We start from the raw sequence: 19,073 nt of genomic DNA, 5'->3' as shown, positions 1-19,073 counted from the left end.
TGGGAGCCGGCGCCGATGGACAGAATTCTCGCAGCCGCAAAGGCGATCGCGCTGGCGCGCCGCAACCATGCGCCGCTCGCGGCGCTCGAAGTTCCTCCCGCCGATGAAGCCGAGGGCTATCAGGTCCAGCGCGCGCTGCACGATCTGCTGCTGCCGCATGCGGGCCCGCTTGTCGGCTACAAGATCGGCTGCACCAGCCAGGTGATGCAGGATTACATCGGCATTCCACACCCATGCGGCGGCGGCGTGTTCCAGAAGGGCGTGCACGACAGCGGCGTCCGGCTCGCGGCTGCCGACTATGTCCGCGTCGGCGTCGAGTGCGAGATCGCGGTGCGGCTGAAGCGCAATCTCGCAGCCGGCGAGGCGCCGTTCACGGCCGAATGGGTCGGCGAAGCCGTCGAGGCCTATCATCCCGCGATCGAGATCGTCGACGACCGCTATGTGAAGTGGGAAACGATGGGGGCGCCGACGTTGATCGCCGACGATTTCTTCGCCGCCGGCTGCGTGCTGGGCGAGGTGGTGCCGCGCTCGTCAGTGCCCGACCTGAAGGTCGTCAAAGGCCGCGCCATCGTCAATGGCGAAGAGGTCAGCCACGGCACCGGCGCCGACGTGCTCGGCCATCCCCACAACGCACTCGCCTGGCTCGCCAACCATCTCGCCGCCGAGGGCAAGGGTCTTCACGCGGGACAGCTCGTTCTCACCGGCAGCCTGGTGAAGACGCTGTGGCTGAAAGCCGGCGACAAGGTGCGGATGGAGCTGGACGGGCTGGGGACGGTGGAGGCGGAGTTTACGTAGGCGCCGCGGTACTCCCCGCAGTCATTCCCCGCGAGGGCGGGGAATCGAGGATGCCGCGGCTTCTCGGCTCATCACTGACGTCTCGAAATACTGGATCGCCCGCCTTCGCGGGCGATGACAATTGAGAGGGCGGATAGGGGGAGCGGCGTCGCTACAATCGCGCGTGCCTGAGCGCTGTATGCAGCCATCGCCAAAATACATGCGGCCCTCGCCAGGGGAGCTAGCGAGGGCCGCGTCGTACATCGTCGTTCGCGCCTAGGTTCGCGAACACGATGTGGGAGCTCGGGAGAGGCTTAGAAGGGCAGCAGCACGTCCATGACTTGCTGGCCGTAGCGCGGTTGCTGCACGTCCATGATCTGGCCGCGGCCGCCATATGCGATGCGGGCCTGCGCGATCTTGGTGGAATCGATGGTGTTGTCGCTCTGGATGTCCTCGGGACGGACGATGCCGGCGACGATGAGCTCGCGGATTTCGTAGTTGACGCGGATCTCCTGCTTGCCTTCAACCACGAGGTTGCCGTTGGGCAGGACCTGGGTGACGACGGCCGCGACGTTGGTCTGCAACGCTTCCTTGCGGTCCACGCTTCCCTTGCCCTCGCTGGACGCGGTCGAGTCGGCGGTGAGGATGCGGCCGGGCAACACCTTCTGCGCTTGGGCGCCCAATGTCTTGGCGCCGATGAAGTCGGTGATTCCGGAATCTTCCTTGTTGGTGCGGCTGCGTTGGGTGTCGTTTTCGATATTGGCCTTGTCGGTGATGTTCACGGCCACCGTCAGAAGATCGCCGACCTGATGGGCGCGCTGGTCCTTGAAGAAGGCGCGGCTGCCGTTGCGCCACAGCGAGTTCGGATTGTAGGAGGCGACTTCCGGCTTCGGCATCGGCATCTGCACCGGCTTGTAACCGGGCTGCGTCGTCGGATTGTCGATCGCCGACAATTTCGGCTGCTCGCCGATCTGCGACAGACGGTCGATCGAGGAGCAGCCGCTCGCCAGCGCGCAAGTCGCCAGCAGCAGGGCAGAGATCGCGATGCGACGGGGACGAAAAGCCGAACTGAACCTGGACATGACTTACTCTGACTTGGCTGGAGCTTGCGAGACGCGAACTTGCGGGATCTGGGCTTGCGCAATCTGGGCCGGGGATGCCGGGGCCTGGACCAGGTTCCGGACGAGGGCTGCGGTATCAACCGGGGCGGGCGTTTCCTCACGCTTGAGCGACGAGGTCTGTTCGACCGCGGCCGGCATCGGCGCGGCTTGACTGGCGCCCTGGACCGTCACCTGGCCGCGGCCGGTGACGACGCCGCTCAGCGTGCGCTTGGTCTGCAGGTTGAGCACGCTGATGGTGTCGCCCTCGGCGCCGCTCTCGATCGCCTTGCCGCGCGTGGTGAGGTAGATTCCGGGGACCTGATAAATGACGGTGACGCTCTGGTCGCGCTGCACGAAGTCGGGCTTGACGATGTCAGCGACGCGGATCGGCGTCCCCGCCCGCATCGGCCGGCGGAGCTGCATGCCGAGCGTGCGATCGCGCGAGGCGGCTTCACCGGTGACCTCGGCCTTCGGCCGGCGCTCCATCGCGACGTCGGACGCCTTCAGGAGATCGACGCGATCGATATCGCGCGTCAGAACCGCCACCTCCACCGTCTCGATCGCGTTGCCGGTGAAACGCAGCTTGGTCGGCGCCGGATCGTTGTCCTTGTTGATCTCGAAGGCGATGTCGAAACGGCCGCTGCGGGCGTCGTAGCGGGTTGCGACCGGCTGCAGCGCGCCGGTGTTGGAGGCATCCAACCGCATGTCTGCGATGCCGCGGTCGAACGTGACGGTGATGTTGGCGGCATCGCCAAGTCCGAAGCGGCGCTCGAGCGCCGAGGCGACCGCGGTTTCGAGGTCCTTGTTCACGAGCGTGCGGGCGAGACGGGTGACCTGGACCTCCTTGATGTCGCCGGTCATCACGCCGATTACCTGCTTTGCGCGCAACACCGCCAGCACTTGCGCGACCGGCAGCGCACCGGTGGTGCCGAGATCGGGCGAGCGGTAGACCGGGATCAGCGCGGCCGAGCCGGCATTGTCGATGAGATCGCCGACCCGCACCACGTCCGAGGTCACGGTGATGCTCGCGCGCAGCGTCGGCGTCGCGATGAAATCGTCGGCGGCCCGTGCGGGCAGCGCCAGCACGAGGAGAGCGGAGATCGTGGCGAGAGTGGTGCGGATCATCGTCATTACCTCAGCGGAACAGCGCCGTGGTCGACTGCATCATCTGGTCGGCGGCGCTGATCACCTTGGCGTTCATTTCGTAGGCGCGCTGGGCGGCGATCAGGTCGCTCATTTCCGAGACGACGTCGACATTGGCCTGCTCGAGGCTGCTCTGGGTGATGTTGCCGAAACCTTCGGAGCTCGCGGTACCGTCCTGCGGCGGGCCGGAGGAGGGCGTCTCCGTGAACTGATTGTTGCCGACCGGCTGGAGGCCGGCCTTGTTGATGAAGCGGGTCAGGCCGATCTGGCCCTGGACGGCCGAGGTCGACGAACCCGGCAGCGTCACCGAGACCTGGCCCTGCACGTTGATGGTGAGGCCCGAGGCGTTGTTCGGGATCGTGATCGTCGGTTGCACCGGGTTGCCCTGCGCGGTGACGATGCGCCCCTGATTGTCCATCTGGAAGGTGCCGTCGCGGGTGTACTGGTAGCTGCCGTCGGGCATCAGGATCTTGAAGAAGCCTTCGCCCGTGATGGCCATGTCGAGGTCGTTGCCGGTCTGCGACAGCGTGCCCTGGGTCATGCTGCGCGGCGTGCCGACGGTCTTTACGCCGCCGCCGATATCGACGCCGACCGGCAGGATGGTGCCCTGGTCGGACGACTGTGCGCCGACGCGGCGGACGTGTTCGTAGATCAGGTCCTGGAACGCCGCGGTCTGCTTCTTGAAGCCGGTGGTGCGCAGGTTCGCGATGTTGTTGGAGATCACCTGAACGTTGAGTTCCTGTGCCGCCATTCCGGTTGCTGCGGTGTGAAGCGCCTGCATGTCAGTTCTCCCTCAATCAGGCCGGAACGTCGGCGAGCTTCTCGATCGCCGATTTGTGCATGTCACTCTGCTGCTGGAGCAGGTTGGCGATGGCGGTGTAGCTGCGCATGACTTCGACCATGCGGCTCATCTCACCGACCGAGTTCACGTTCGACTTCTCGACATAGCCCTGCTGCACAGTCGACTTGGTGTCGGCCTGCGGGACGGCGGAGCCGATGTCGTAAAGGTTGGCGCCGAGCTTGGTCAGCTTGGCCGGATCGTCGAACGAGGCCATGCGGATCTTGCCGCGGATCGAGTCGTTCTTGGCCGTGCCCTCGAGTACCGTGACGGTGCCGTCCGGCGCGACGTTGATGTCGTGGTCGGTCGGCTGGAAGGTGATCGGGCCGCTGGTGCCCAGCACGAGGTTGCCGTCGGAGCTGACGAGCTGGCCGGTGCTGTTGAGCGAGAATTTGCCGTCGCGGGTGTAGCGCTCGGCGCCATTGGCCTGAACCGCGAAATAGGCGTTGCCGCTGATCGCCATGTCGAGCGGATTCTTGGTCGGCTCCATCGGCCCCTGGCCGACGTCGCGGAAGGTGCCGCGGTCCTGCACGTAGGAGACCCGGCGGTCGGAGCCTACGAAATTGTCCTCACGCGCGTTCGAGTTGAGGTACTCCTCGAACAGCGAATGATCGGCCTTGAAGCCGTTGGTGTTGGCGTTGGCGACGTTGTTGGCGATGACATCCATCTGCCGCTCCAACGTCATCTGTCGCGACAAGCCGATCAGAAGCGCGTTCTGCATCGGAAATCTCCCCTGAGTGAGATCCGCCAGCTCGCTCTCCCAAGCGCATTGGCCGATCCCGTGAACGAGACCTCGGGTTCTCCCAAACCCTAGGTCTCGATCCTTTCTCAGCGAAACTCGTGCCAAGCCGGAAAAATTTGTAATTTCAACATCTTGTCTATTTTTCGAGGGCGCGGGGAGGCGGCAGAAAGGGTCTGTTAGCCATGTTTGCCCGGCAGATTTTTCCTAGCGAAGGCCCAATCGAAAGGTTCCGTTAACCATTATTACCGTAGCGTTTGCGCATAAGAGGAGCACTGCGCTGGGGCATTTGTATCGCGTCACTGTCTGCCAGGAGCTTCGCTCTTTCGACCCCTTTTGAGAGATGAGCGAGCGCGGCGATCATGGCAGAGAATGAAGCGGAAGGCGGCGCAGCCGCTGAGGGCGCGGAAGCCGCTCCGCCCAAGAACAAGTTCAAGCTGATGATCATGGCGGTGGGCCTGCTCGCCGCTCTTGGCGGCGGTGCCGCGACCTGGTTCTTCTTTTTCCGTCACGGCGACGACGAGCATCACGCCGAGGCGGCGCCCCCGCCAAAGCCGCCGTCTTTCGTCGAGGTTCCCGACATCATGGTCAACCTCGCCGGCGCGCCGGGCGAGCGCGTGCAATATCTGAAGCTCAAGATCGTGCTGGAGCTGAAGGAAGAGAAGCAGGTCGAGGCGATCAAGCCGACGATGCCGCGCATCACAGACATCTTCCAGACCTATGCGCGCGAGCTCCGCTCCTCCGACCTCAACGGTTCCGCCGGCATCTTTCGCCTCAAGGAAGAGCTGACCAAGCGCGTCAACGCGGCGGTCGCACCGGTCCAGGTGAGCGCGGTGCTGTTCAAGGAAGTCGTGATCCAGTGAGCATGACGGGCTAGGGATCATGGCAGGCACCGACCAACCAGACCAGGATGCAATTGCCGCCCAATGGGAGGCCTCGCTCGATTCCGAGGATCCCGCCGAGGCCGCGAAGGCTGCTGCCGAAAACGAACTGTCCGAGACCATGGCCCTGCAATGGGCGGCCATGGTCGAGGATGGCAGCCGCGATCTCGGCGCCGGCAAGAATTCCGGCGAACGGGTGCTGTCGCAGGAGGAGATCGACAACCTCCTCGGCTTCGCGGTCGGCGACGTCACGCTCGACGATCATTCCGGCATTCGCGCCATCATCGATTCGGCGATGGTCTCCTACGAGCGTCTGCCGATGCTCGAAATCGTCTTCGACCGCCTGGTGCGGTTGCTGACGACCTCCTTACGCAATTTCACCTCCGACAACGTCGAAGTCTCGCTCGACCGCATCACTTCGGTGCGCTTCGGCGACTACATGAACTCGATTCCGCTGCCCGCCGTCCTCACCGTCTTCAAGGCCGAAGAGTGGGACAATTTCGGCATGGCCGTGGTCGATTCCAGCCTGATCTACTCGATGATCGACGTGCTGCTCGGCGGCCGCCGCGGCTCGAGCCAGCTGCGCATCGAGGGCCGGCCCTACACCACGATCGAGACGGAGTTGGTCAAGCGGTTGGTCGAAGTCGTCATGACCGATGCCGAACAGGCGTTCCGGCCGCTGTCGCCGGTGACCTTCACCATCGACCGGCTCGAGACCAACCCGCGTTTCGCCGCGATCAGCCGTCCCGCCAACGCCGCGATCCTGGTGCGCCTGCGCATCGACATGGAAGATCGCGGCGGCAACATCGAGCTCTTGCTGCCTTACGCGACCATCGAGCCGATCCGGGGCGTCCTGCTCCAGATGTTCATGGGCGAAAAGTTCGGCCGCGACCAGATATGGGAAGGCCATTTCGCCACCGAGATCGTCCAGGCCGAGATCTCGGTCGACGCCGTGCTCTACGAAGCCGACATTCCGCTCAAGCAGCTGATGCGGCTGAAGGTCGGCGACACGCTGCCGCTGGACATGCGTGCGGATGCCAACGTCACCGTTCGTTGCGGCGACGTCACCATCACCGAAGGGCGCATGGGCCGGGTCGGCGATCGCGTCGCGATACGGGTGACGAAACCCTTGCGCAAGCCAAGTACGACACTTGCGATGTTCGAAAAGGTCGACGAGCAGAACAAGATGATGGAGGCCCCATGAACCACTCCCTAGGAATGGCGATCGAGACGCTGGTGGCTATCCTGCTGATGCTGACCATCGTCTACTGCGTCACGCTCAACAAGCGACTGACGCGGCTGAAGGCGGACGAGCATTCGCTGAAGGCGGTCATCGGCGAACTGATCACCGCAACCGAGATCGCCGAGCGCGCGATCGGCGGGCTGAAGCTCGCCGTGCGCGACGTCAACGAGAACCTCGGCAGCCAGCTCGCGTCGGCGACCCAGATGTCCGAGCAGCTCTACAAGCAGCTCGGCGAAGCCGACAATGTGGTGCGGCGCCTCTCCAAGATCGCGATCGCCGCGCGCCCCGTGACGAACCCGGAAATGGTCGCCGCGCCCGCAGCCAAGCCCTCGTCGGCGAAGGCGGTCGCGGCTGCGGCCGAAGCCTTCTCCGAACGCAGACGATCCAACGGCCTTGCCGCATAAAGCCAGGTATGAAGTCCTTTCGCAACATCCGCGTCATTCCGATCGTGCTGGTTGCCGTCGCAGGCCTCGCCACGCTGAAGGTCGCGGGCCTCGTGCTCAACGGCGGCTATGTCTTCGACTACAAGCCGAGCCAGACCAAAAAGTCCTGGGCACAGGAGAATCTGAACTTCCCGGCCAGCCGCGAAGATCCCGATATCACCGGCTCGACCCATGGCGCGCCGAAGGAGGCGCCGAAGCCGGCTGCACCCGACACCAAGTCCGAAGGCGCCGCGGTCAAGGAGGAGGCCCAGCCGCAGATCTCCGCCTCGGAGCGCGCGATCCTGGAACGCCTGCAGTCGCGCCGCCAGGAGATCGAGGCCCGCCAGCGCGAGATCGACATCCGCGAGAGCCTGTTGAAATCCGCCGAGAAGCGCATTGAAAACAAGGTCGAGGAGATGAAGGCGGTGGAAACCCGTATCTCCGCGACGCAGGCCGAGCAGAAGGCGGCCGAAGCCCAGCGCATGAAGGGCCTCGTGACCATGTATGAGGGCATGAAGCCGAAGGACGCCGCGCGGGTCTTTGACCGGCTCGAGATGGGCGTGCTGATCGAGATCGCCTCGCAGATCGCGCCGCGAAAAATGTCGGACATCATGGGACTGATGTCCCCGGAGGCCGCCGAGCGGCTGACGGTCGAGATGGCCCGTCGGGCCAATGGCGGGGGCGATCAGTCCGCCTCGGCCGGCGAGCTGCCCAAGATCGACGGCAAGCCGACGCAAAAGCCGAATTGAGGGCTCATACTTAAGAAGTCCTTAATTGCCAAAATCTACAGTCTGGGGCAGGGGCCGGCAGCAATGCCGGCGTGGACCGTCGAACCGGAAGTAATGCCGCCAATGGCGCGAGAGGCTGCCGCTGGATTTGTGTCGCGAGCCCGCGCCCTGGCGCGGAGGCTGTCGCGTCATGTCCGCGCGGCGCCGCTGCTGGCAGCCAGCCTGCTGATCGGCTTCACGGCGCCTGCCCGGGCGGCCGATGCTATCCGGGGCGAGGCGACTTTCTCGGCCGGCGGCGGCTTTGCCCGTCTCGTGATCAAGCTCGGGGAGGACGTCCCCTCCGAGGTGACGACGGCCGGCTCCATTCTCGTCATCCGCTTCGACCGGGCGGTCGACGTTCCGGTCGACCGTGTCCCGGAAGGTGCGCCCGACTACGTCAACTCCGCCCGCCGCGATCCCGACGGCGGCGCCATCCGCCTGTCGCTGGCGCGGCGCGTCACCGTCAACACCATGAATGCCGGCGAGCGAACCTTCATCGACCTCTTGCCGGAGGGTTGGAAGGGACCACCGCCGAGCCTCCCGATGGACGTGGTCAAGGAACTCGCCGAGCGCGCGCGCGTCGCCGAACGCGCGCTGCGCGCCCAGCGCGCCGCGGCGGAGAGCAAGAAGCGTCCGCAGATCCGCGTGCGCGCCTCGGTGCAGCCGACCTTCGTCCGCTTCGTGTTCGAGATGCCCGACGGCGTCGGTGTGTCCTCCGTGCTCAACGAGCAGAAGCTCACGCTCGCCTTTAACGCCAACCTCAATTTCGATCTGGCGGACGCGGTCGTCGCAGCGCCGCCGAACGTCGCCTCGATCAAGCAGAAGGCCGACATCGACCAGACCAGTGTCGAGATCGCACTGATCGGCGATTCCGACGTGCATTCGTTCCGCGACGAGAAGAACTACGTCGTCGACATCTCCTTCCAACCGGACAAGGGCAAGATGGCCAATTCGGCCGAGGCTGCGATCGCGCAGGCCAAGCCCGCGGCGCATGGACCGGCGCCTGTCCCCGAAAAGCCCGCGGCCGAGAAGCCGAAGGATGCGCAGCGCGAGATCGCGCCGCCGACGTCCGAGACGATCGCGCGCGAAGCCAGGATCGACGTCAAGCCCGAGCTGAAGGCGGAAGCGCCCGCCGCCATGCCGCCCTCTGAAGCGCCGAAATCGATGCCCGCTCCTGCGGCCGAAGCTGCGCACGTTGCGCAAGCGCCCAAGGAAGCGGTCAAGGAAGCGCCCAAGGAAGTTTCAAAGATCGTCGCGCCAGTTGCAGAAACTGCGGTCGCGCCTGCCAAGCCGGCCATGGCCGAAGCGCCGCAAGAGGTCGTGAAGGAAGCTGCCAAAGAGCCGGTCAAGGAGCCGGTCAAGGCTGCTCCAGCAGAGGCGCCTGCGGCGCCGCAGCCGCCTGCTGCCAGCGTCGATGTGCGCCGCGACAGCGACGGCCTGCGGGTGACCTTCCCGCTTCAGGTCGCAACGCCTGCGGCGGCGTTCCGCCGTGGCGACACCGTCTGGCTGGTGTTCGATACGGCGAAGCCGATCGACGTCGAGGCGATCCGCACCAAGGGCGGTGCGATGATCGGGGAAGTCGGCCGCGTCCCGCTCGAGAAGGGACAGGCGGTGCGTATCCGTCTCACCCGGCCCCTGGTCTATTCGCTGTCGAGCGAGGAGGTCGGCAAGCAGACCAACTGGCTCTTGACCCTCGCCGACAAGATCCAGGCGACGCCGCTGCCGCTGATGATCTCGCGCAACATCACCGACCCGGCGCTTGCCAACATCGCGATCCCCTTCGCCAATCCGGGGCTCCTGCACAAGCTCACCGATCCCGATGCCGGCGACACGCTCTATGTCATCACCGCGCAGCGGCCGGTGCGCGGCTTCATCAAGCGGCAGGACCTCGTTGATCTCGCGCTGCTGGAATCCGCACATGGCATCGCGATCCGGCCGAATTCCGACGATGTCGGCGTCGAGGTCGGGGCCGACAAGGTCATCCTCGGCAAGAAGGGGGGGCTGACGCTGTCGCCGGTCGACATCTCGGCCGAGCGTGCGCCGACCGCAGTGCGCCCCGTCTTCAGCCCCGAAGGCTGGCGCAAGGGCCAGTCGGAAAATTTCATAGCGCGCCAGAACGAGCTGATCACCGCGATCTCCAACGTCGAGCCGGCGATGCGTTCGCTGCCGCGGCTCGACCTCGCGCAATTCTACATGTCGCGCGCGATGTATCACGAGGCCAAGGCCGTCACCGAATTGATGCTGGCCGATCCCCTCAACAAGGAGGAGAGCAGTGCGCTGATCATGCATGCGATCGCGAGCATCCTGATCGGCCGGCCGGCGCAGGGCCTGAAGGACCTCGCCAATCCCGTGATCGGCAACAGCCACGATTCCCAGCTCTGGAAGGCGCTTGCCTATGCGCGCCAGGGCAAATGGGCGGACGCGCGCGAGAAGTTCAAGAACGTCGAATTCGCCATCGCGTCGCTGCCGCTCGACATCCAGCGCATCGTGACGATGGAAGCGATGCGCGCTTCGCTCGAGGTGAAGGACTATGCCGGCGCCTCCAAGCGCCGCAGCGAGCTCGAGGTGGTCGGCGTCTCGCCCGAGGCCGCGCCCGGCTTCGCCGTGCTGCGCGGCAGGCTCGCCGAGGCGCTCGGCCACGACAAGGATGCGCTCGACGACTACAAATTCGCGGTCGGCTCGTCCGACCGGCCGGCTGCGGCCGAGGCCAAGCAGCTCGAGGTCGCGCTGCGACAGAAGCGCGACGAGATCGGCAAGGAAGACGCGTTGCGCGAGCTCGAAACGCTCGCGATGACTTGGCGCGGCGACTCGATCGAGGTCAAGACGCTCCAGATGCTGTCGCAAATGTTTGCCGAGAACGGGCGCTACCGGGACGCGCTCACCGCGGCGCGCACCGCGACAAAGCTGCAGCCGAACGCGGACGCCTCGCGCCAGGCGCAGGACCTCGCCTCCGACCTGTTCACGCAGATCTTCCTGGGACCCAAGGGCGACGAGCTGCCGCCGATCGAAGCGCTCGGGATGTTCTACGAGTTCCGCGAACTGACCCCGATCGGCCGCCGCGGCGACGAACTGATCCGACGCCTCTCCGACCGTCTCGCCTCGATCGATCTGCTCGACCAAGCCGCCGAGCTCCTGCAATACCAGGTCGACCATCGCCTCGAAGGCGCGGCGCGTGCGCAAGTCGCCGCGCGCCTCTCCATGATCTATCTGGCCAACCGCAGACCCGACATGGCGATCACGGCGTTGCGCGCGAGCCGTATCAGCGACCTCTCAGGCGAACTCAGGCAGCAACGCCTGCTGCTGGAGGCGCGTGCGCAGAGCGACGTCGGCCGCCACGATCTCGCGCTCGACATCGTCTCCAACGTTACGGGGCGCGAGGTGCTGCGCCTGCGATCCGACATCTTCTGGGCGGCGCGGCGCTGGCGTGAGTCCGCCGAGCAGATCGAGCTCTATTACGGCGAGCGCTTTCGCGACTTCAAGCCGCTCAACGCGGTGGAGAAAAGCGACATCATCCGCGCAGCCGTCGGTTATGCGCTCGCCGACGACTCGATCGGCGTGTCGCGCTTCCGCGAGAAATATGCGCCGCTGATGAGCGAGAGCGCCGATCGGCTCGCCTTCGACATCGCGAGCAAACCGACCGGCGCCTCGAGCGCGGAGTTTGCCGATATCGCCAAGCTGGCTGCCAGCGTCGACACGCTCGACGGTTTCCTGCGCGAGATGAAGCAGCGCTTCCCCGACGCCACTGCACGTGCGCCGGCCTCTCCGCAGGCCAAGGACGAGTCCGACCACACCGGCTCGCTGCCCACGATTCCCGTCGTGCGGCAGATCAAGATGACGCGGTAGGATCGCTGCTCCTTCTGGGCCTCGCGACAGATGCCCGCTGAGCAAGCTCCTGGCAGTGATGGGCAGGGGCCCGAGACTATCGCTCAGGGGCGCGTACTCATAAACACGAACAATCCGCGCAGAGGTGGCCGCCCGTTCAGTCTTCGAGACCGGACATGGCCCGTTTGCCTTTGCTAATCGGCTGAGGGCTCCAGGCCCATTGTGAGAAACACCTTAGGGCGTAGAAACAGGGAAGCAGCTAAGGGCCAGCAAGCGATCTTAACGGGCTCAGTTGAGTTTTACCCGCACCTGATAAATTGCCGAGCCCAAGGTCGAGGCAAGCACTAGCACGAGACCAAGCCCGATCATGGGGTTCCTTGCGATCACTGCCGCAAGCGATACCCCCAGTGCCGCGGCCAACATCTGCCAGAAACCCAAAAGGGCCGAGGCAGCACCGGCGCGATCGCCGAATGGCGAAAGAGCTTGCGCGCTGCAGAGCGGATTGACCATGCCCATGCCTAGCAGGAATACGCATGCGCCGACAAGAAATGGCAAAAAGCGCCCGTCGAAAAGCGCGAATACCAACACCATGCCGCCACCGACACAGGCCAGCGCGAGGCCGATGCAAATCGATCGGTCGAGACCAAGGTGCGGAACAATTTTTGTAGCGATAATGCCAGCGCTAAAGACGATCATGACAGTGCCTGCGAAGAACAGGCCGAGTTGCATGGGTGTGAAGTCGAGGCCTTCTATCAAGACACGCGGCAACGCCGAAAACATTGCAAACAGCGCACCTAAGATGAGGCTAACAGTTGCGGCAGGAACCACGAAACGGCGGTCAGTCGATAGCGACCAGTAGTTCTTGGCGATCGTCGAGGAATCGAACGCGGCGCGTGGCGCGTGGTGCGTTTCTCCGAAAGCCGCAAGAAATGCCGAAGCGGCGACGACGGCGAAGATTCCGACGAATACAAATGCTGAACGCCAGCCAAAAAAATGATCCAGCGCGCCACCGACCAGGGGCGAGAATCCGGGCGCCGCTGCCATCGCAATCATAACAAAAGTGAGCACGCGCGCTAGCTTTTCGCCCTGAAAAAGATCTCTTGCGATAGCTCGCGAAAGGACAGACGTGGCACACGCGCCACCGGCCTGCACAACGCGACCGATCAATAGTGCCGCCAAATCATTGGCTAAAGCGCACCATATGCTACCTGCGAAAAATACAGCAAACCCGATCATCACGGGTACGCGCCGGCCGAAACGATCCGACAACGGACCGACAACAAGTTGTCCGACCGCGAACATGGCGAGGAATATGGTGATAGCTGACGTTACCTGAGCGCTGGAGACGCCTACAGCGACGGCGATACTCGGTAGCGAAGGCAACAGAATGTTGGTGGCCAACGTGCCACTCGCAGACAACGCAGCAAGAACGGCGACCTGAAGACCGAGCGGCACGACTCGAGCGAGCGGACGGTTTTCGACGTTGCTGGTCATAAGCCGCTTCGGATCAATGAATGATAACCATCATATCAACGGCCCGTTGAATGCGCAACCTGAGCATATTCCGGTATGTCACGAACCGCCGAACGCGCTCACGGTGGTAGCCTTTCCGCCTTGCGCTGGTAAGCTGAAGTGTCGGCTTACAAGCCTTGGGTCAGAGGGGATGGGGGCGGCGGTGACCGCTCCCCAGGCCGGCTATCCCCCGTAACTCTGCACCAGGCTCCCTGCCACCAGCGACCAGCCGTCGACCAGCACGAAGAAGATCAGCTTGAACGGCAGCGAGATGGTCGCGGGCGGCAGCATCATCATGCCCATCGACATCAGCACGGACGCGACGACGAGGTCGATGATCAGGAAGGGGAGGAACAGCAGAAACCCGATCTCGAAGGCACGCTTCAGTTCCGAGATCATGAAGGCGGGGACGAGGATGCGTAAGCCGAGCTCGTCGGGAGTGGCGGGAGGCGGCTCGCCGGACAGATCCAGGAACAGCTTGAGGTCCTTCTCGCGCACGTTCTTCTGCATGAAGCCGCGCAGGGGGACGGAGGCGCGCTGAAGCGCGTCCTCGACGCCGAGCTGATTGGCGACCAGCGGACGGATGCCTTCGTCGTAGGATTTTTGCAGGACGGGCCCCATCACGAAGAAGGTGAGGAACATCGCCAGCGCGATGATCACCGAGTTCGGCGGGGCGGTCGCGGTGCCCATCGCGGTGCGCAGCAGCGACAGCACGACCACGATGCGCGTGAACGACGTCATCATGATCAGGATCGACGGTGCGATCGACAGCACCGTCAGCAGCGCGATCAGCTGGATCGCGCGCTCGGTGACGCCGCCACCGCCAGCGCCGCCGCCGCCGAGATTGATGCTGATGTCCTGCGCATGCGCCGGCATCGCGAGCGAAGCCGCGCCGATCAGGACAGAAAGAAAAAAAACTCTACGCGGGAGGGCCGGCAGCCTCACGAAGACGGCTTCGGACGGCCGAGCAACGAGGCCATCTCGTCTTCGAGATTTTCAAAGCTGGTCTTTTCCGGAGCCGGCTTTGCGGAAGGGGCCGGTGGTGCCGACGGCTCGCTGCGGGCCACACGCGGAGGAGCGGCCGGGGGCTCCGGGGCGACCGGAGGGGCAAGCGTCTCGCCGGCGGGGCGGCGCAGCGCAGCTTCGAGCCGCTGGGCCATCTCGGCGAGATTCTGCTCGGCGCTCGATGGCGCCGCCGGAGCGGGCGCCGGCGGCGGAACGGGTGGAGCCTGCGGCATGGGCGGAGGTGGCGCGGCTTGGCGCTCGGCGCGCACTGGAGGCGCCTTCATCGGCTCGCTCTGGCGCGGCGGACGCGGCATCAGAGGGGGTTCGTTGCGCGCAACGCGCGGCGGAATAGGTTCTGGACGCAGCTCGCGCTCGGGGCGCGGCGCGATCGGCTCGGACGCGAAGCCTGCGAGTGGGGGCTCGTTGCGGCGTTCCGCCAGCGCGGGAGCCGGCCGGCGCACTTCGTCGGCAAAGGAAGGGCGCGTGGGCCGCGGTGGCGGCTCGGGCATTTGCGGTTCGGGATGATCGAGCAGCTCGGGCCGCGGTGCTTCGTCGGCCCAGCTGCTGGTATCATGCATCGGCGCGAGACGCGGCGGCTCGGCCGCATTGGGGCGCTGCGGGAGCTGGTCGCGGCCGGGCGCTGCGCGCACGATGTTGGGTTCGACGACGATGTCGGTGGGGCCGCCGATCATCAGAAGATGCTCGACATTGTCACGCCGGACCAGCACCAGACGGCGGCGGCCGTCGACCGCGGCGGCATCGATCACGGCGAGCCGGGGCATCCGGCCGCGCTGGGTGTTGGCGCCGAGCCGGCTGGTGGCGAATCGGCGAACCAGCCATGCAGCGACGCCGATCAACGCCAGAACGACGATGAACGCGACGATGAAGGTGATAGGGCTGCCTTGCATACTTGTCCCCGACAAATGGCGCTTTTCTCGGGCCAGTGGTCAGATGCGCCAACCACCGGCTTACGTTACCCCAAACTGCGATTTCTTAACGTCCCACGGCAAGTTTTGCCGTCCCCAACTCTTAATAACCCATGAATCGCTCGATCCAAAACGACTTCTTGGCCTGTGCATGCGCCGCCAAGCGGTTGGGTTAATGCCGCTTTTGGAGGCGTAGAATCACGGGGTACACGCATCGGTGTCCCGGCGGGGAACAACTGCCTGCGATCTCCTTAACCAGCTGTTAACCATACAGGCGGCAAATTCTGCCTAGCTTCGGACCATGGGTCCTGCGAGGCGGAAGGAGCCGCAACGATGTCCATCAACGATCTTCCGGTGCTCTCGGCGCTTCGCACCAAGATGCAGTGGCACCAGGAGCGCCAGCGCGTCCTGTCCGAGAACGTCTCCAATTCCGACACGCCCAAATTCCGGCCGCGCGACCTGGTCGAGCCGAAGCTGGACAAAGCCGGCGCCGTCACGGGTTCGATGGGGCCCTTGAAGCTCACCCGCACCAGCGGTTCCCACATGGCGCCGTCAGGCGCGGCCTCCGGATTCGACCAGAACAGGAATGCGGGTTTTGAGACCCGCCCCGCGGGCAACGCCGTCAATCTCGAAGAGGAGATGATGAAGGCCGCCAGCAACCAGATGGATTATGCGGCGGCGACCTCGCTGTATTCGAAGAGCCTGCACCTGCTCAAGACCGCGATCGGCAAAGGCTAGAGCTAGAGGAAGCGCATCATGGCGAATGACAGCAGTGACTTTGCCCGCTCGATGGCGATCGCGACCTCCGGTCTGCGGGCGCAGGCCGGGCGCATGCGGGTGATCTCGGAGAACATCGCAAATGCGGATTCGACGGCGCCGACCGCCGGCGGCGATCCTTACCGGCGCAAGGTGCCGACCTTCTCCTCTGCGCTCGACCGTACACTCGACGCGCAGGTCGTCACCCTCGGCAGGATCAAGCCCGACCAGTCCAATTTCCGTACCAAATACGAGCCGAACAATCCGGCGGCGGATGCGACCGGCAACGTCAAATATCCCAACGTGAACTCGGTGGTCGAGATGACCGACATGCGCGACGCGCAGCGGTCGTACGAGGCCAATCTCAACATCATCAGCGCGACGCGCCGGATGATCCAGCGCACCCTCGACATCCTCAAGAGCTGAACAGGACATTTGAACCATGGCAACACCGACAATTGCCGCCAACGCCTATGCAAACCTCGCTCGCGTGCTGGAGAACAGCGGTGCCGGCAAGGGCAGCGAGCCGAGCGGGCAGTCCTTCGCCTCTCTTCTGAAAGACACTGTCGGCAGCGTCCTGGAGTCCGGCCGCAAATCCGATGCGCAGACGGTGGCGATGGCCGCGGGCAAGGCCAACGTGATGGACGTGGTGACGGCGGTCGCAGACACCGACGTCGCCGTGTCCACACTGGTCTCGGTCCGCGACCGCGTGATCGCGGCCTATGAAGACATCATGAAGATGCCGATCTGATTTTTGGCGCTCGCGCCCGCCCCAACCGTCATTGCGAGCGCAGCGAAGCAATCCAGAATCCTTCCGCGGTGGCAGTCTGCATTGCTTCGCTACGCTCGCAATGACGGGGATAGACCTTCGCATCGCTCGCAAGAGCGATGGGAGGCGAGGAATAAGACAAAGGAACTGCGAAATGACCGGACCGGAAACCCTCGACGTCGCGCGTGATGCGATCTGGACCATCGTGATCGTGTCGTCGCCACTGATGGTGGTCGGCCTCGTGGTCGGCGTCGTCGTGTCGCTGTTCCAGGCGCTGACGCAGATCCAGGAGCAGACGCTGATCTACGTGCCGAAGATCCTGGCCATCTTTGCCACAATGCTGTTGGCCTTGCCGTTCATGGCCGACGCACTGCATTCCCACATGCTGCGGATATCGTCGCGAATCATCGGCGGCTGAGGCACAATGCGCCCGTCATGCGCATCGACGTCTCGCTGCTGCCGGCGCTTGCCGCCTCCTTCATGCTCGCCTTTGCCCGGGTCGGCGCGATGGTGATGCTGTTGCCCGGCCTGGGCGAGACCAATATCCCGACGCGGATCAAACTGTCGATCGCGCTGCTGCTCACGCTGATCATCCTGCCGCTGCATCGCAACGCCTATCAGGTCGATATGGGCTCGATCGCGCCGCTGCTGGTCCTGATGCTGCATGAGATCGTGATCGGCATCGTGCTGGGGGCGACCGCGCGGGTGACGTTATCGGCGCTGCAGGTTGCCGGTGCCGTGATCGCGCAGCAGATGGGGCTCGGCTTCGTCACTTCGGTCGATCCGACACAGGGACAGCAGGGCGTGCTCGTCGGCAACTTCCTGACGATCCTGGGGGTGACACTGCTGTTCGCCACCGACAGCCATCATCTGGTGATCGCGGCGCTGAACGACAGCTACACGATCTTCGCGCCGGGCGAGACTGTGTCGAGCGGCGATGTCGCCGCGCTGGCGACGCGCGCCTTTGCCGCCGCGTTCCGCCTGGGCTTGCAACTTTCCGGACCATTCCTGGTGTTCGGCCTCGTCTTCAACATCGGGCTCGGCGTGCTGGCGCGGCTGATGCCGCAGATGCAAGTCTATTTCGTCGGCGTGCCGCTCTCGATCTTCGCCGGCTTCCTGGTGCTCGCCGTCGTGCTCACGGCGATGATGGGCACCTATCTCGACTATTTCATCGGTGTCATGCACCAGATGATGCCACTCAAGTGACCGGGTGATCGATGGCGGAAGACAACGATCCAGAGAGTCAAACAGAAGACCCGACGCAAAAACGTCTCGAAGAGGCGCTCGAACGCGGTGACGTCGCCAAGAGTCAGGAGATCAACACCTGGTTCATGATCGCGGGCGCCACGCTCGTGGTTTCGAGCTTCTCGGGATCGGTCGGCAGCGGGCTGTTGGCGCCGATGCGCAACCTGCTCGCCAATTCCTGGATGATCAAGACCGACGGCAGGGCGCTGCTCGCCCTGATGCAGCAGATCGAAGTCGCTGTGCTCGCGTCAATGGGCGTGCCGCTGCTGATGCTGGTGCTGGCGGCAATTGCCGGCAACATGCTGCAGCACCGCCTGGTCTGGTCGGCCGAATCCCTCAAGCCCAAATTCAGCAAGCTGTCGCCTGCCGAAGGCCTCAAGCGCATATTCGGCAAGCAAGCGGCGGCGAACTTCCTCAAGGGTCTCGGCAAGCTGATCGTGCTCGGCGCGGTCATGACCACGATCCTGTGGCCGGAACGGCATCGCATGGAGGCGATGGTCAGGCTCGATCCGGCCGCCCTGCTCGGCGCCTCCACCAGCCTGACCATTCATCTGCTCGGCGCGGTGGTCGCGGCGCTCGCGATCATCGCCATCGGCGACTATTTCTTCCAGTATCGCAGCTGGTTCCAGCGGCAAAAGATGTCGCTCCAGGAGATCAAGGAAGAGTTCAAGCAGTCCGAAGGCGACCCGCACATCAAAGGCAAGCTCAGGCAGCTGCGCCAGCAGCGCTCGAAGAAGCGCATGATGGCGGCGGTTCCCAAGGCTTCCGTGATCATCACCAACCCGACCCACTATTCGATCGCGCTGTCCTACGAGCGCGGTATGTCGGCCCCGATCTGCGTCGCCAAGGGCGTCGACAACCTCGCTTTCAAGATCCGGGAGATCGCGCGCGAGCACGATATCCCGATCGTCGAGAACGTGCCGCTCGCCCGCGCGCTCTATGCCACCGTCGAGATCGACGAGGAAATCCCGACCGAGCACTACCATGCGGTCGCCGAAGTCATCGGCTACGTCATGCGTCTGAAGAGCGGATTTGGTGCCAGCCGGCAATAAAACCCCTGAAAAGTACTGGAAATGGCCGTAATCTGGGAATCAGCGTACCTTTCGCCCCTGCTGCCCTTGCGCCTGCGGG

General features: G+C 64.4%; 19 protein-coding genes. 12 read left to right on the top strand and 7 right to left on the bottom strand.

Features of this window, described 5'->3' with window-relative positions; translation table 11 throughout:
- Positions 1–15: 15 nt before the first annotated feature.
- Complete coding sequence (locus AC0L21_RS06225) at positions 16–795, top strand: 2-keto-4-pentenoate hydratase (RefSeq protein ID WP_473259281.1); 780 nt, start codon at positions 16–18, stop codon at positions 793–795.
- 293 nt (positions 796–1,088) lie between these two features.
- Here AC0L21_RS06225 and flgH read toward each other — a convergent pair whose 3' ends face one another.
- The 4 genes from flgH to flgF are packed head-to-tail and all read right to left on the bottom strand — an operon-like array spanning position 1,089 to position 4,576.
- Positions 1,089–1,856 carry a flagellar basal body L-ring protein FlgH gene (flgH, locus tag AC0L21_RS06220; protein WP_027567596.1) on the bottom strand — a complete coding sequence of 256 codons (768 nt, stop codon included), beginning with the start codon at positions 1,854–1,856 and terminating at the stop codon, positions 1,089–1,091.
- A 3-nt stretch (positions 1,857–1,859) separates the two neighbouring features.
- The gene (gene flgA / locus AC0L21_RS06215; protein ID WP_473259277.1) at positions 1,860–2,999 is read right to left on the bottom strand and encodes a flagellar basal body P-ring formation chaperone FlgA; all 1,140 of its coding nucleotides are present in this window, start codon (positions 2,997–2,999) and stop codon (positions 1,860–1,862) included.
- A 10-nt stretch (positions 3,000–3,009) separates the two neighbouring features.
- Positions 3,010–3,798: a flagellar basal-body rod protein FlgG gene (gene flgG / locus AC0L21_RS06210; RefSeq protein ID WP_007602131.1), complete on the bottom strand. Its 789-nt coding sequence runs from the start codon at positions 3,796–3,798 to the stop codon at positions 3,010–3,012.
- A 16-nt stretch (positions 3,799–3,814) separates the two neighbouring features.
- On the bottom strand, positions 3,815–4,576 hold the full coding sequence (flgF, locus tag AC0L21_RS06205; RefSeq protein WP_473259274.1) for a flagellar basal-body rod protein FlgF: 762 nt from the start codon (positions 4,574–4,576) through the stop codon (positions 3,815–3,817).
- A 380-nt stretch (positions 4,577–4,956) separates the two neighbouring features.
- On the opposite strand from flgF, the gene fliL reads away from it, so the two are divergent.
- From fliL to AC0L21_RS06180, 5 genes are all read left to right on the top strand, one after another.
- Positions 4,957–5,457, top strand: coding sequence for a flagellar basal body-associated protein FliL (gene fliL / locus AC0L21_RS06200; RefSeq protein WP_473259271.1), 501 nt, complete (start codon positions 4,957–4,959; stop codon positions 5,455–5,457).
- Positions 5,458–5,476: 19 nt separating this feature from the next.
- Positions 5,477–6,679 (top strand): flagellar motor switch protein FliM, encoded by a 1,203-nt coding sequence (gene fliM / locus AC0L21_RS06195; RefSeq protein WP_007602134.1) that lies wholly within the window; start codon positions 5,477–5,479, stop codon positions 6,677–6,679.
- Positions 6,676–7,122: a DUF6468 domain-containing protein gene (locus AC0L21_RS06190; protein WP_106944397.1), complete on the top strand. Its 447-nt coding sequence runs from the start codon at positions 6,676–6,678 to the stop codon at positions 7,120–7,122. The genes fliM and AC0L21_RS06190 overlap by 4 nt, the downstream gene beginning before the upstream one ends.
- 8 nt (positions 7,123–7,130) lie before the next feature.
- Positions 7,131–7,889, top strand: a complete 759-nt coding sequence (locus tag AC0L21_RS06185) for a MotE family protein (RefSeq protein WP_473259264.1) — start codon at positions 7,131–7,133, stop codon at positions 7,887–7,889.
- Positions 7,890–7,991: 102 nt separating this feature from the next.
- Positions 7,992–11,750 (top strand): tetratricopeptide repeat protein, encoded by a 3,759-nt coding sequence (locus AC0L21_RS06180; RefSeq protein WP_473259261.1) that lies wholly within the window; start codon positions 7,992–7,994, stop codon positions 11,748–11,750.
- 267 nt (positions 11,751–12,017) lie between these two features.
- Here AC0L21_RS06180 and AC0L21_RS06175 read toward each other — a convergent pair whose 3' ends face one another.
- The 3 genes from AC0L21_RS06175 to AC0L21_RS06165 all read right to left on the bottom strand — a co-directional run bounded on the left by AC0L21_RS06175 (position 12,018) and on the right by AC0L21_RS06165 (position 15,154).
- Positions 12,018–13,223, bottom strand: coding sequence for a multidrug effflux MFS transporter (locus tag AC0L21_RS06175; RefSeq protein ID WP_473259258.1), 1,206 nt, complete (start codon positions 13,221–13,223; stop codon positions 12,018–12,020).
- 201 nt (positions 13,224–13,424) lie between these two features.
- Positions 13,425–14,186, bottom strand: a complete 762-nt coding sequence (gene fliP / locus AC0L21_RS06170; RefSeq protein WP_007612290.1) for a flagellar type III secretion system pore protein FliP — start codon at positions 14,184–14,186, stop codon at positions 13,425–13,427.
- Positions 14,183–15,154, bottom strand: coding sequence for a flagellar biosynthetic protein FliO (locus tag AC0L21_RS06165; RefSeq protein ID WP_473259255.1), 972 nt, complete (start codon positions 15,152–15,154; stop codon positions 14,183–14,185). The genes fliP and AC0L21_RS06165 overlap by 4 nt, the downstream gene beginning before the upstream one ends.
- Before the next feature lie 351 nt (positions 15,155–15,505).
- Here AC0L21_RS06165 and flgB point away from each other — a divergent pair, with 351 nt between their 5' ends.
- The 6 genes from flgB (at position 15,506) to flhB (ending at position 18,994) form a co-directional block, all read left to right on the top strand.
- Positions 15,506–15,910 (top strand): flagellar basal body rod protein FlgB, encoded by a 405-nt coding sequence (flgB, locus tag AC0L21_RS06160; RefSeq protein ID WP_473259253.1) that lies wholly within the window; start codon positions 15,506–15,508, stop codon positions 15,908–15,910.
- Between the two features lie 18 nt (positions 15,911–15,928).
- Entirely contained in the window at positions 15,929–16,354 is a 426-nt protein-coding gene (gene flgC / locus AC0L21_RS06155) for a flagellar basal body rod protein FlgC (protein WP_106944403.1), read from the top strand.
- 16 nt (positions 16,355–16,370) lie between these two features.
- Entirely contained in the window at positions 16,371–16,679 is a 309-nt protein-coding gene (gene fliE / locus AC0L21_RS06150; protein ID WP_007612285.1) for a flagellar hook-basal body complex protein FliE, read from the top strand.
- Between the two features lie 172 nt (positions 16,680–16,851).
- Entirely contained in the window at positions 16,852–17,115 is a 264-nt protein-coding gene (gene fliQ / locus AC0L21_RS06145) for a flagellar biosynthesis protein FliQ (RefSeq protein WP_007612284.1), read from the top strand.
- Positions 17,116–17,132: 17 nt separating this feature from the next.
- Positions 17,133–17,903, top strand: coding sequence for a flagellar biosynthetic protein FliR (gene fliR / locus AC0L21_RS06140; protein ID WP_007602155.1), 771 nt, complete (start codon positions 17,133–17,135; stop codon positions 17,901–17,903).
- Between the two features lie 11 nt (positions 17,904–17,914).
- Positions 17,915–18,994 carry a flagellar biosynthesis protein FlhB gene (gene flhB, locus AC0L21_RS06135; RefSeq protein ID WP_473259250.1) on the top strand — a complete coding sequence of 360 codons (1,080 nt, stop codon included), beginning with the start codon at positions 17,915–17,917 and terminating at the stop codon, positions 18,992–18,994.
- Positions 18,995–19,073: the final 79 nt, after the last annotated feature.

Source organism: Bradyrhizobium sp. WSM4873, assembly GCF_055811355.1.
Note: the sequence above shows the minus strand (reverse complement) of the source record. Positions and strands in the feature narration are given on the sequence as shown.